Here is a 12,153-nt window from a genome sequence, read left to right on the forward strand (position 1 = left end):
GCCCAGCAATCTGTGAGTTTCACGCCAGCATTACGACTTTTCGTACCGGCAAGGCGGAGCCTTGCACCCGACACTCCCAGGCAGAGCCTGGGAGCGAGAAAGAGTGATGAGAACACGAAGGTGGCCGAAACGATGATCAAGGCCCAGACTTACACGAAATCAAAGGCGGATGTAATTTGCCTTGATGAATCTGCTTCAACCTGCTTTCAAGGTGTTTTCACCTAAGTGGCTTTGCCACCTTTGCCATCGGAGGCCGCTTTTTGGGCGCTGAATAGTTACAAATAAACGGAGACAGTCAGTTGCCCCACTCCCGAAACAGGGTGTTCCACCCACCCGGACAAAAGCATGCCTGGTGCCATGAATTCGATGCCCACGAAAGCGGGTTACTACCCTTTACCCCACAACCAGAGAAAGCAAAAATCCATGCCGCGTTCGCTTTTTATTCTCGTCGTTCTTTTCATCCTGCCGCTTTTTTCCGCCTGCTCCCTGCTGACCCCGCTTTCCCGGTTCGAACCCGACGGTGCCGAGGAGGCTTTAGACCACCTCTCCCGTCTTAACGAAGTGGTCACGACCTTCAAAGGGACAGGCTCCGTGGTCATCACCGAAAAAGGCCAAACCCAACGCTTTCGGATCGCCTGGGCAGGCGCACCCCCCAACCTTCTTCGGATGGAGATCCTGGCCTCGGCCACGCCCATTGAAAGCCTGGCCTATAACGGCACCCATCTTCAGCTGCGATCCCATGTCGGGAGCCACACGCCCTACTCGAAAAAGGTAAAGAACCCGTCCCTGAAATCAGCCACAGGCATCCCCCTCACCCTTTCCGAAATCCACGCCCTGCTCTCAGGAAAAATAGATGTGGGGACCTTTCAATCCGCCCGACTCCTCACGGCCTCTGACCTGGGGACCGAAACCCTGATCCTGCACCCCGACAGGAGCCACAAAAAAGCCATCACCTTAAACGAGAACCGCCTCCCTACCCGTGCCACCCTCTCCACGGCCCATGGAGAGGTCTATGAGATGCGCCTCATCCCCAAAACCGATCCAGAGGGCATCCACCACTTCAAACGCATCATCCTCACCTCTGGCAAGGGTGTTAAGACGACCATCCGCATCGATCGGATGATCATTAACCCACCGGTGGATGAGACGATTTTCACACTTGAGCCGTAAACGCTGGTGTGTCATCAATGCTTCCAGGGGCCAAACTTTTGATCCGCCTTCGCCCGAGGGCTACGGCGCGACAAGAAAGTTTTATAAACAGGTTTTAAAGAGGTACAAAGGTAAAACTCATAGATTGCGGGGTTTCAAGCATGGAGGCAGTGCCTCCGGGGAGCATTACCAGGCGGAGCCTGGGAACGAGAGAGTGCCATGCACGAGACCTGTTTTTTATGGATGTGGCCGAAACGATGACCATGGCCCAAACGCAAAAAGCCGCACCGGAGTGCGGCGCTCCAAGGAGGGCGGGCCATCATTGACTGGCCATTGAGCGTTCAGGCAAGGGGAAACCCTTCGCTCTGTTTTCTCTCCCAAAACACAACAGGCGCGATCCATTCGGATCACGCCTGTTTCTGAAAATTATAACGGTTCAGCCTCATCTACCTCAATCGGCCGGGATGGCAACACATCCATCCATGCGACACTCAACCCCTTTGGCCATGTTGATGCTGTGTGGCGGGCATCCGTCCTTGGGCATTCATGAGCGTTACGGTTCTTCGGCGGTGCGCAAACACCCCCTGCCTCACATCCCCCAGGACGTCGGCAATGCGTCACACCCGAAAAGCCGCACCGGAGTGCGGCGCTCCATTTCGGTCCGTCTTTTTTGGGACTTGTTTAAAGTTGCTGCCCAAAATAACGATTCCCCGTGCGCATAAGCAAACACACGTTCAAGGTGGGGCGTCACCTTGCCCTTCAGCTTTCAATGATGTTTTTCAGGGTCTCAACATCCAGGAGGGCTTTCTCGATAGAAATCTGTTCCCAGCCTTCGTCACGGATACGGGTCAGCTCTTCGATGAGCTTGCCCAGGGTTTTGCTGTAGCGGGCGCCACAAGCCAGGGAAGAGGTGGTGCGGCCTTTCAGCTCACCGCTTTCACGCCGCATCTCCTGCATCTCGTTAAACGCCTGGTTGATGGACTTATCCCCGGTTTCCACCGCTTCGCGGAGGGACTCGTCGGCGTGCTCCATCACCTTTTTCGCCTTGTCGATCTTGCTTTCGCTGGTCCCGAGTTCCCCGGCCCGCTCCCTGATTTTCTCTCTACGGGTCTGCTTGGCATCCTCGTCGCGATTGTCATCAATGGCGTCCAGAACCTGAAGGCAGCGCAAGATGTCCTCATCGGCCAGGTTCCGGCGGTTTCGCTGGAGATGAAAGGCATACAGGATGGCATCGTCTTCGTTTTCGAAATTCCGGATCAGAACCGGGACCTCTTCCAGACCCACGGCAAGGGCTGCGGTAAAACGCGTGTGCCCATCCACCACAATGCCCTTCTCCTCCCAGACAATAATCGGAAACGCGTCATCATATCCGTTGGATTCCATATCCAACCGGATCCCCTCCAGGGTGTCTTGCCCCACAGGGAAAAGGGTTGAAAAAGGCTTTTCCACCTTTAAATCAGTGATGGGCATGGTGCTGATATTCATGTTCTCTCTCCCAAAAAGCCTCGTCACCTGATTTCATCGAAGGGCACGAGACGTAAAAAGCAGCCTCCGGCATGGCCGCCGGAGGCTTAAGCTACCTTGTCGCTATACCGCCATCGCGCATTCCGCGCGGTAATGCTCTTCCCGCTCTTTGGCGACTTCAGGGCTGGCCAGATAGTCGTCAAAATCCATCAGTCGATCGAGGCTGCCCTGGGGGGTGAGCTCCACAAGTCGGTTGGCCACGGTGGAAACGAACTCATGGTCATGGGAGGCAAAAAGAATCACCTCAGGAAAAGCAATCAGCCCTTCGTTAAGGGCTGTGATGGACTCTAAGTCCAAGTGGTTGGTGGGTTCATCCATCACCAGCACGTTGGCATCCGAGAGCATCATGCGTGAAAGCATGCAACGCACCTTCTCCCCGCCGGAGAGCACCGCGGTGGTCTTCATGGCTTCTTCTCCGGAGAAGAGCATGCGGCCAAGAAAGCCGCGGGCAAAACTCTCGCCTTCTTCGGGGGGAGCGTACTGCAGCAACCACTGAACCAGGGACATCTCGGTCTGGAAATACTGCCTGTTCTCCTTAAGAAAGCAGGAGGGGCTGATGGTCTGGCCCCAACGGAAGCTGCCGGAGTCGGGCTCCATCTCCCCGGCCAGGATCTGGAACAGGGTGCTCTTGGCCAGGCTGTTGTCTCCGACAAAAGCGATCTTATCCCCGCCATTGACAACCATGCTGAAATTATTGAGGACCTTCTGACCATCGATGGTCTTGGTCAGGTTCTCGATTTCAAGGATCACGTTGCCACAGGGACGTTCCGGTTTAAAAGCGATCCAGGGGTATCGCCTGGTTGAAACAGGCATATCCTCGATGGTCAACTTTTCCAGAAGCTTTTTACGGGAGGTGGCCTGCTTGGCCTTGGAGGCGTTGGAGCTGAAGCGCTGAATAAAGGAGGTGAGCTCCTTGGCTTTGTCCGCGGTCTTCTTGTTTTCATTCTGCTTCTGCTTCTGGACCAGACGGCTTGCCTGGCACCAGAAATCGTAGTTCCCCACATAGACCTGAATTTTGCTGTAGTCAATATCGGCGATATGGGTACAGACCTGATTGAGAAAGTGACGGTCATGGGAGACCACGATGACGGTGTTCGCAAAGCGATCCAGAAAATCTTCCAACCAGACGATGGATTTCAGATCCAAATGGTTGGTGGGTTCGTCAAGGAGCAGCACATCGGGGTTTCCAAACAGGGCCTGCGCAAGCAGCACCCGAACCTTGTCCCCCCCGTCCAGCTCCTTCATCTTTCGGTGGCGCATCTCCTCAGGAACACCCAGGCCGTTCAGGAGAACGGCCGCTTCGGGCTCGGCCTCGTAGCCGTTCATCTCAGCAAACTCAGACTCCAGATCACCGGACCGGATGCCATCCTCCTCGGTGAAGTCCTCTTTGGCATAAATGGCGTCCCGCTCTATCATAATGTCGTAGAGCCGCTTGTGCCCCATGATGACCGTATTAATCACGGTCTCTTCGTCGTAGGCAAAATGGTCCTGCTTCAACACCGCGATACGCTCACCGGGTCCGACGCTCACGTCTCCTTTGTCGGACTCGATCTCTCCGGAGAGGATCTTAAGAAAGGTCGATTTTCCGGCACCGTTGGCGCCGATCAGGCCGTAGCAGTTGCCGGGGGCAAACTTGATGTTGACGTCTTTAAACAGGATGCGTTTGCCATAGGCAAGCGCCACGTTGGATGCGCTGATCATAGATGGTTCCTCATATAATTACATCCCCACCACCCGACCCCGATACTTCATATACAAACAAAAATGAAAGCCTTAGAAATCGTGAAAGATACGGGTTACGGATGTGGATTTGAACAATAAAAAAACCACGGGTCGTTCCAACCCGTGGTTCATGCGACGCCTGCTTATAGCGTATCGCATTTAAATCAGCAATCTTTTTTAATATTTTAGGTCAGGATGGTCCTTTAAAAAACCGATGTGGACTCGCCAAGGATCACCATCCCCAGATACCCATCCACGGTAACCCGGTCGCCGGTCTCAATCCGCTGCGTGGCATCGGGAACCCCCGTAACACAAGGAAGACCGTACTCTCTGGCGATGATGGCCCCGTGGATCAACATCCCACCACGACGCTCCACAATGCCTGCCGCCAGGGGAACCGCCCAGGTCATGTTGGGTTCCACCACGTCACACACCAGAATCTCACCATGCTTCAAGCCACCGAGATCCTTGGGGGTTCGGATCACCCTCGCCCTTCCCTGGGCCATACCCTGTCCTGCGGGCTGCCCCATGATCTGACGGGCTTTGACAACAGGGCCTCCCACGGGCGTATCGGAAGCGGCACTTTTTATGGTGGAGCGAATGCCGAACCGCTCAATTTCATCCCGAAGTTGAGCCGTGACGGTGTCCTCATGGCCCTCTTCAAGCCGTTTCCGTCCTTCGTCCACAGCCCTTAACAGCTGGGTCTCCAGCTGCCCCATATAAATGTTGTCATCATCACGAAGACGATAGCTGGAGCGCCCCAACGCCAGAACCCCTCGAGCGTAAGCTTTCTCCCCTTCAGCAAAACACCCCAGAAACTGAGCCTCCAGCTGAGGAGCCGCCTCTATCGTGGGTTCGGACGCGGGTGGGTGCCTGGCCATTTCAAACAAAAGCGTCACCAGAGAGGCCCGAGTCTGCTGCGACCGGGAACCCTCCCCCTCAAGCCAGGGAAAGGCACCATAGGTATCGATATACGCCGTCAGCGGCTCTTCGAGCTCAGGGGGCAAGTGGATCGGATTCCTGCCTGCCTCCTGCCCCAAGTCACCCCGGGTCCTGAACAGCTCGGCCAGTTCATTCAGCCGCCTGTTTCGTGCCATTCCCATCAAGGGCGTGTGGGTCAGCAGAGAGGTGAATTCAAACGGATCCTCGGGCTTTACTGCATCATTATACACCTGCCCAAAAAGGCGAATTCCGTGGGCATACGGAATAAACTCTGTCCAGTAGACCTGGACCCATCGCTCATTGACCTCAAGACGCGCCTTGATCTCTTCGGCAAGATCGCGATCACTTAAGGTGAGAAGGGGTGCCTCCGCCATGTCATCCACAGCACGCACCATCTCCGGCAGAAGATGATTCTCGATTCTCTCCCGCAACGCATTCAGGTTCTCATAGCTCCTGTGAAGGCTCTGATACAAGCCATTTCGATCCGATGAGTCGCCGGAATCCAGGGTGGTGATGGGACGAGACTGAAGGGCATGAAGCGTGCCTTTGGCAAGGGTCCATTCAAGATCCTGGGCCGCCCCGAAAAGTCGTTCAAGGCGACACGCCAATTCAAAAATACGGGTCACCTCCTCTGGCATCAAGGGGGGAGTCTGGGCCTTGGCCCCCGATAGAGGAAAGGCACGAACTCCTGTGCTGTCCGGCCCAACATACGAGCTGCGCAAAGGCTCCCGATGCTCAAGTACAGCCCCGGTCTCACGATCCAAACGCCAGTGATCCGGCTCGATGGTTCCATCCACCAGCCCCTGGTTCAGGCCGTAAACCGCCTCCACAGCCCCTTCGGATGAGGTATGGGGGCTTTGGCTGAAGCCCACCCCGGAAACCTCCCCCGTCACCAGGTGCTGGACGATCACAGCCATGGTACTCAGGTGCACATCCCCTCCGAGCTCCCGCCGATAGAGAAGCGCCCCGTCCGACCAGAGAGAGGCCCAGACCCCCTTGATGCGTTCAAGGGTGGCCTCAAGCCCGCGCACATTCACATAGGATTCATGCAGGCCGGCAAAGGAGGATTCAGCCGAGTCCTCTCCGGGGCAGGAGGAGCGGACCACCAAAGGCCGCTCATCTAAAAAGCCGTTCAGGCCTTCGGCAAGGGCGGCATAAAGGTGTGGCGGCCAGGGGGTCGTTAAAAAGAGATTGCGGATCCGAAGGGCTGCGTCCCACACCTCTTCCCAGCGCATCTGAGCAAAGGGTTTTCTGCTTAATTCCATAAGGATGCGCTCCTTCAGCCCCCCTTCGGAGACAAAGAGGCGATACGCTTCGGAGGTAACGCAGACCGCGTCGGGAACCGGGACACCGGCCCATTTCATGCGGGCCAGAGCCGTGGCTTTGCCCCCCACCCACGCCACCGGTGCGTCCCTGATATCGGAAAGGGCAATAACGAGCTTCATGGTGCCACCTCATACTCCGTGACGTTTTGAAACTGTTCCACGAGAATACAGCGCTGGACCCTCATCACCATCAAGGCACAGGTAGGAGCATGCACAAAATTTTTCAGGAAGGGGTGCCGGATGAGATAGCGTTCTTTCAGGGTGGCCGCCTCATCTCCCGAGGCTTCATGGACCCTGCCCGTCACGGTAACGGCCCGGGCCTCATGAAAATCGATCTCTTGATTGGATCGGCTGTCGATGAGCATCGCCACCCGGTCGTCGGCTGCGATGTTATCGTATTTTCTCGTGGCGCGAGAGGTGACAAAAAAAAGGCGGGTCAGATCATCCGTGTATGCAAAGGCCACCAGAGAAGCATAGGGGTGCCCCTTGCAATGGGTGCTCAGCACCCCCAGCTGCTGCCCGTCAAACAAGGAGAGGATCGTCTCAACCACGGGTGTGGGATGGGTCATGTCGTCCTGCCTTTCGCTATGATTTGATTAAGGTCTGATTAAGATATGATGAAGGTCTGATTAAGATTTGGATATAATGGGATAAATGATTGTATCAGATTTACCTGCAGGATTCAGCCCCCGACTGCGGCAACCTGTGTTTATCCGGCCACTCGTCCTGAAAAGGCCCGTCATTTTTTGGGTTTGACATTTCAGAACAGTCGTTTTAGTTACAGCCATTAGCCACACAAAGGACAAAACCATGGCCCGAAACAAAGAATATAACACCCAAAATGTTCTGGATACAGCCACCGCCGCGTTTATCAACAAGGGGTTCAAAGGCGTCTCCATCAACGACCTGGTCAAAGCGACGAAACTGAACAAGCACAGCATGTATCAGGAGTTTGGCAGCAAGGAAGGGCTCTTCTGTGAGTGCATCAACCATTACGTTCAGACCGTTTACCGGGATTTCGGCCATGTCCTGCGCAGGCAGCCCCTGGGCCTGAAAAACATCGAAGATTTTTTCCGTCGAAGGATCGATTACGCGTATTCAGCCCATGGCGACGGATGCCTTCTGGTCACCACCGTGGTTGAAAAAGAACAGGTCGAGGCCGTGGTCCTGGACCGGGTGCAGCACCACTGGACCCTCCAGAAAGCAGATTTTCAGCTTTGTTTAAGTGCCGCACAGGACCAGGGAGACATTCCCAAAGACGCAGACATCAAGGTCCTTTCCAATACCCTGTTCTGTTTTTTAATCGGCATGGTTGTCATAATAAAAGGCGGGTCCGACCGGGAATCGGTTGAGAAGATGCTCGCCATGACCCTGGCGAGCATAGAAAATAAGGGGTGACTATTCAGCCCGTGATAGAGGAAAAAAGCCTCCGGCGACCTTGCCGTGGCCAAATTTTTTCCAATTTTTATGGGATGGGTTTGATAATGAAGCGGATGCACCACGGCACCCTCCTGGGCGCGCCGTGCTCCGCCGCGGCTTTTTTTATCGGGGGCTTGGCCCCGGCCCGAACCACCTTAACCCGGATATTTCATGAAAAAACAATCAGGGTTAAGGAATCATTCGTAATGACAGTTCCTTGCAATAATATTTTCAGTCGTTTCAAAAATGCAAAATGTAATCTACGGTATTCTGTTTGATTTTCTCACCCTTCGGGCGATCCGGGTTAACCCGGATATTTCATGAGAAAACGATCATACCAAAGAAATAAGATGCTATTACGGCTGGTTACTGTAAAGAATTTAGATATTTATAAATACAAAATGTAATTCATGGTTTTCTGCTCGATTTTCTCACCCTTCGGAGGAGCAACAAAAACTTGCCTCGCATCCGTTATCACATCCCAACGAGTGACTCCCTCCCACCGGTATCACGCAAATGCCGCGACGGAGCACGGCGCGCCCGAAAAACAGCGCCATTGAGAAGTTGAAGAGACATGGGGTCCACAGAACGGAAACACTGTCAGGGCTATGAGAATGGCGTGGAGGCACCACGCGCCCTCCTGGGCGCGCTCCGCCGCGGCTTTTTTTTGTCGGGGGATTGGCCCCAGCCCGAACCACATAGGTAGTGGTTCCCTCGAAACCCCGCAACCTGTGGAACAGTAATGAGATCACGAGGATAACCGAAACGATAATCAAGCCCGGGTTTTTCATGATTGCTGAAGCGCAGCGACTCCTCGAACCAAGCACGAAGAACCAAGAACGCCTTTCTTTTTAACGCTTTTCCCTCGTTCCCAGGCTCCGCCTGGGAATGCTTCCCGGAGGCTCTGCCTCCACGCTTGAAACCCCGCAGTCTGTGAATTTTACCCCAGCACTACGGCTTTTCATGCCGGCAAGGCGGAGCCTTGCACCCGACACTCCCAGGCAGAGCCTGGGAGCGAGAAAGGGTGTTGAGATCACGAAAGTGGCCGAAGCGCTGATCAAGCCCGGGTTTTTCATGATTGCTGAAGCGCAGCGACTCCTCGAACCAAGCACGAAGAACGAAGCACCAAGCACGCTTTTCCTTTTTTTCATTCCCGGGCAAAGCCCAACATCCCTACAATGTGAAGTGCTCAACCATGCCCCGGAGCTGGTCGGACAGGTCGTGGAGCTCTTTCGCGTTTCGTTTGACGCCGGCGCTGCTGTCAGAGATCTCCTCTGCCGCCTCATGAACATCTGCGATGTCTCCTGCGATGGCGGCGGCGGCACCCGTGCTTTCTGCGACGTTGTCGCTGACCTCTTTCATCCCGAGGGAGGCTTGGGCGATGCTGTCTGCGATCTCCCGGGTGGCGATCGACTGTTCATCGACCTCCTCGGCAATAAAGGAGACAATCTCATTGGTACGGAAAATCACCTCAGAGATGTGTTCGATCTCCTGAACGGTCTCCCCCGTGGTGAGCTGAATCCCATCAATTTTCTTCTGGATTTCCCGGGTGGCCTTAGCGGTCTGGTTCGCCAGATCTTTAATTTCGCTCGCCACGACAGCAAAGCCCTTCCCTGCCTCTCCGGCCCGCGCCGCTTCAATGGTGGCATTCAACGCCAGAAGATTGGTCTGGGCAGAGATCTCGTTGATCACCTCTGTCACGGTGTTAATCTCGTGGGCCACGGCACCCAGGGCCTTCACCTTCTCCGACGACCTCTGTGCGCTGGAAACGGCCTCTTTGCTCACGGTCCGCGCCTCTTCCGAGTTACGGGCTATTTTTTCTATGGTTCCCGTAATCTGTTCCGTTGCCGCAGCCACCCGGTTGATATTCTGGGAAGACTGCTCGGTGGCGGCTGACACGGACCGCATATTAGAGCTCATCTGTTCCGCGGCCGCTGCTGCGGCATTTGTTTTTTCTGAGGTCTCACGGGCGCCGGAAGACATCTGGGTAGAGACCGCGGAAAGAGCCGATGAAGACGAGGTGAGCTGAGTCACATCCGCCGAGATATTCCGGAACATGTCCCCTATTGTTGACACCGTGTTATTCAACGCCCCCACAAGGGTACCGATCTCATCTTGCCTGCGGGTCGTCAGGGTCCGACTGAAATCCCCCTTTGATACCGTCTCGGCAAAATCCACTGTCCTTAAGATCGGCCTGAGAATCCGTCCGGTGATAAAGTAAACCGTCAAGACAAGAACCCCCATGGCAAAAAGGGCGATGAAAAAACAGACATACCGGATCTTATGCGCCTCTCTCAAAATCATTTTTTCCGGAATACTGATCATGGCCGTCCATGGCGTATCGGTTAAGCCGATAGAAATCGGGGCACTGACCCGGAGTACCGGAGTATTCAGGGTTTTAGAAAAATTAGAGGTCATAAACAATTGACCGCTTTTGATCTCCTGCTGAAACTCTGTCGCCCATGGCTCGGAAGCAAAGAGGCTCCCCCCAAGCCTGCCCTCATCCGGGTGGGACACGTAGAGACCACCGTTGGAAATGATGGAAAGATAGCCCGTTTCATAAATCTTGATGTCGGAGAACAGCTCCTGAAATGTTTTCAAGGCGATGTCGATCCCCACCACGCCCAGCACTCTCCCATCAACCACAATGGGAACGCTCACCGTGGTCATCAAATGCCCCTTACCGGCAATGCTGAAGGTATACGGTTCAGAAATCACCTCTTTGCCAACTCTCTTGGCCACAAGGTAATAATCGCCTTTTCCTTCACGCTGATAGTTCGAACAGGTCCTGAGTTCGAGGGTTCCCGAATATCGATCCCAGATGGGCACAAACCGCCCGGAGGCATCATGGCCTGTTGTATTGGAAAAATCCGCATCCCGGCCATCCAGGGCGTTGGGCTCCCAAATCGACCACACACCATAAAAATCGGGATTCTTAACGATCACCTGCTTCAGCAATTGTTTCAGCAAATCCCGCTGAGGGAGCTCACTTCCAACGGTCATCCCGTCGAATTCGGTTTTCACCCCTTCAAAAACCTGGGCCAGTGTACGCGCCGCATCCACGGCGACTTCCACCTCCGCCCTCGCGACACCGCCGTACCGGTACGCCATCTGCTCAGCCTCTTCAAGGGCGGCCTTTTTTGCCAGGTTACTGGACATGACGGCAACCATACCGATGGTTAACGCAAAGGCCAGAGCCATCACAGATGAGATGGTCAAAATCATACGGGTCTTCAAATTCATTTTCTTAAACACGAACCATTCCTTCAACAGCGGATACAAGACGGATCAAGCCCTGATTTCCTTTTTCGGTTTCCATCACCTGATAGAAGGCCTCTTCGATGGAAAAACCATTTTCACCCCCGTCATCCGGATTGGATAAACCTTCGGGCTTTTTTCAGAACAGGCGTTCTGCTTGATAGGTCAAAAAAATCGTCATGATATGATGCCTGCCCTCCCTTGAGCAAACACCCTCCTCCAAGGCTCCAACCTGAATGCGCAGGCCCTGTGGAGATCAAGACGATCAATCAACGGAATCAATTGGTTTGAACAAAAATGGGGCGGCCAATCACACGCAACGGGCCGTACACCATCTCTGTCAATTTTTTACGTCGCCCTTTTAAAACGAAAAATAGTCCATGTCAACACATGAAAAATTGCGCAATATAGTTACGTCCAGAGGAAACATCCCCCTCCCCTGCCCCTGAACTATTCGATACAAAATAAAACGGGGGGATGTCCGCAATGAACATCCCCCCGTTCCCATTCAAATTTTAAACGATTTATTCGACTATGCCCGACCAGAATCGCCGGAGAGAAGCACGGGATCGATACCCAAACGCTCCAGCGCCTTTTCCCAGCGAGTTTCAGCCGGAACATCAAAAATCAAATCCATGCCCGATTCGACGGTAAGCCAGACATTGCCGACAAGTTCCCCTTCTAACTGTCCTGCAGCCCAACCGGCGCTGCCGAGAAAAATAGCGACTTGTTCAGGCCCTTCTCCCCTTGCCACAGCAGACAGGGTCTCCATGGAATTGGAGAGGGCCACCTCATCCCCCATGGGATAGGTGCC

General features: G+C 54.3%; 9 protein-coding genes. 3 read left to right on the forward strand and 6 right to left on the reverse strand.

The genetic code is table 11. From position 1 onward, the window contains the following. Positions 1-225 (forward strand): hypothetical protein (locus Q1Q75_RS21320; RefSeq protein WP_300675006.1); only part of this gene is annotated, 225 nt, incomplete at its 5' end. Between the two features lie 198 nt (positions 226-423). Then, positions 424-1,170 carry a hypothetical protein gene (locus Q1Q75_RS21325; protein ID WP_300675008.1) on the forward strand — a complete coding sequence of 249 codons (747 nt, stop codon included), beginning with the start codon at positions 424-426 and terminating at the stop codon, positions 1,168-1,170. 738 nt (positions 1,171-1,908) lie between these two features. Here Q1Q75_RS21325 and Q1Q75_RS21330 read toward each other — a convergent pair. The 4 genes from Q1Q75_RS21330 to Q1Q75_RS21345 form a co-directional block, all read right to left on the reverse strand. Beyond that, positions 1,909-2,634 (reverse strand): ParB/RepB/Spo0J family partition protein, encoded by a 726-nt coding sequence (locus Q1Q75_RS21330; protein WP_300675010.1) that lies wholly within the window; start codon positions 2,632-2,634, stop codon positions 1,909-1,911. A gap of 102 nt (positions 2,635-2,736) precedes the next feature. Next, positions 2,737-4,374, reverse strand: a complete 1,638-nt coding sequence (locus Q1Q75_RS21335) for an ATP-binding cassette domain-containing protein (RefSeq protein ID WP_300675012.1) — start codon at positions 4,372-4,374, stop codon at positions 2,737-2,739. A 224-nt stretch (positions 4,375-4,598) separates the two neighbouring features. Continuing rightward, on the reverse strand, positions 4,599-6,782 hold the full coding sequence (locus Q1Q75_RS21340; RefSeq protein WP_300675014.1) for a PEP/pyruvate-binding domain-containing protein: 2,184 nt from the start codon (positions 6,780-6,782) through the stop codon (positions 4,599-4,601). Continuing rightward, on the reverse strand, positions 6,779-7,231 hold the full coding sequence (locus tag Q1Q75_RS21345) for a pyridoxamine 5'-phosphate oxidase family protein (RefSeq protein ID WP_300675016.1): 453 nt from the start codon (positions 7,229-7,231) through the stop codon (positions 6,779-6,781). The genes Q1Q75_RS21340 and Q1Q75_RS21345 overlap by 4 nt, the downstream gene beginning before the upstream one ends. A gap of 241 nt (positions 7,232-7,472) precedes the next feature. Between Q1Q75_RS21345 and Q1Q75_RS21350 the strand changes: the two genes are divergently transcribed. Next, complete coding sequence (locus tag Q1Q75_RS21350; protein WP_300675018.1) at positions 7,473-8,060, forward strand: TetR/AcrR family transcriptional regulator; 588 nt, start codon at positions 7,473-7,475, stop codon at positions 8,058-8,060. A gap of 1,194 nt (positions 8,061-9,254) precedes the next feature. Here the strand turns inward: Q1Q75_RS21350 and Q1Q75_RS21355 are convergent. Together Q1Q75_RS21355 and Q1Q75_RS21360 are read right to left on the reverse strand one after the other, a co-directional pair. Next, entirely contained in the window at positions 9,255-11,306 is a 2,052-nt protein-coding gene (locus Q1Q75_RS21355; protein WP_300675020.1) for a methyl-accepting chemotaxis protein, read from the reverse strand. Positions 11,307-11,871: 565 nt separating this feature from the next. After that, positions 11,872-12,153, reverse strand: a 282-nt coding sequence (locus Q1Q75_RS21360; RefSeq protein ID WP_300675022.1) for a YqgE/AlgH family protein, incomplete at its 5' end; no start/stop codon positions are given.

The organism is Desulfoluna sp. (genome assembly GCF_030145185.1).
Classification (GTDB): Bacteria; Desulfobacterota; Desulfobacteria; order Desulfobacterales; family Desulfolunaceae; genus Desulfoluna.

Bases quoted from the DNA above. Each gene is read 5' to 3' on its own strand.
- Q1Q75_RS21355 (WP_300675020.1), bottom strand. From the start codon at position 11,306: ATGATTTTGACCATCTCATCTGTGATGGCTCTGGCCTTTGCGTTAACC.
- Q1Q75_RS21335 (WP_300675012.1), bottom strand. From the start codon at position 4,374: ATGATCAGCGCATCCAACGTGGCGCTTGCCTATGGCAAACGCATCCTG.
- Q1Q75_RS21325 (WP_300675008.1), top strand. From the start codon at position 424: ATGCCGCGTTCGCTTTTTATTCTCGTCGTTCTTTTCATCCTGCCGCTT.
- Q1Q75_RS21340 (WP_300675014.1), bottom strand. From the start codon at position 6,782: ATGAAGCTCGTTATTGCCCTTTCCGATATCAGGGACGCACCGGTGGCG.
- Q1Q75_RS21330 (WP_300675010.1), bottom strand. From the start codon at position 2,634: ATGAATATCAGCACCATGCCCATCACTGATTTAAAGGTGGAAAAGCCT.
- Q1Q75_RS21345 (WP_300675016.1), bottom strand. From the start codon at position 7,231: ATGACCCATCCCACACCCGTGGTTGAGACGATCCTCTCCTTGTTTGAC.
- Q1Q75_RS21350 (WP_300675018.1), top strand. From the start codon at position 7,473: ATGGCCCGAAACAAAGAATATAACACCCAAAATGTTCTGGATACAGCC.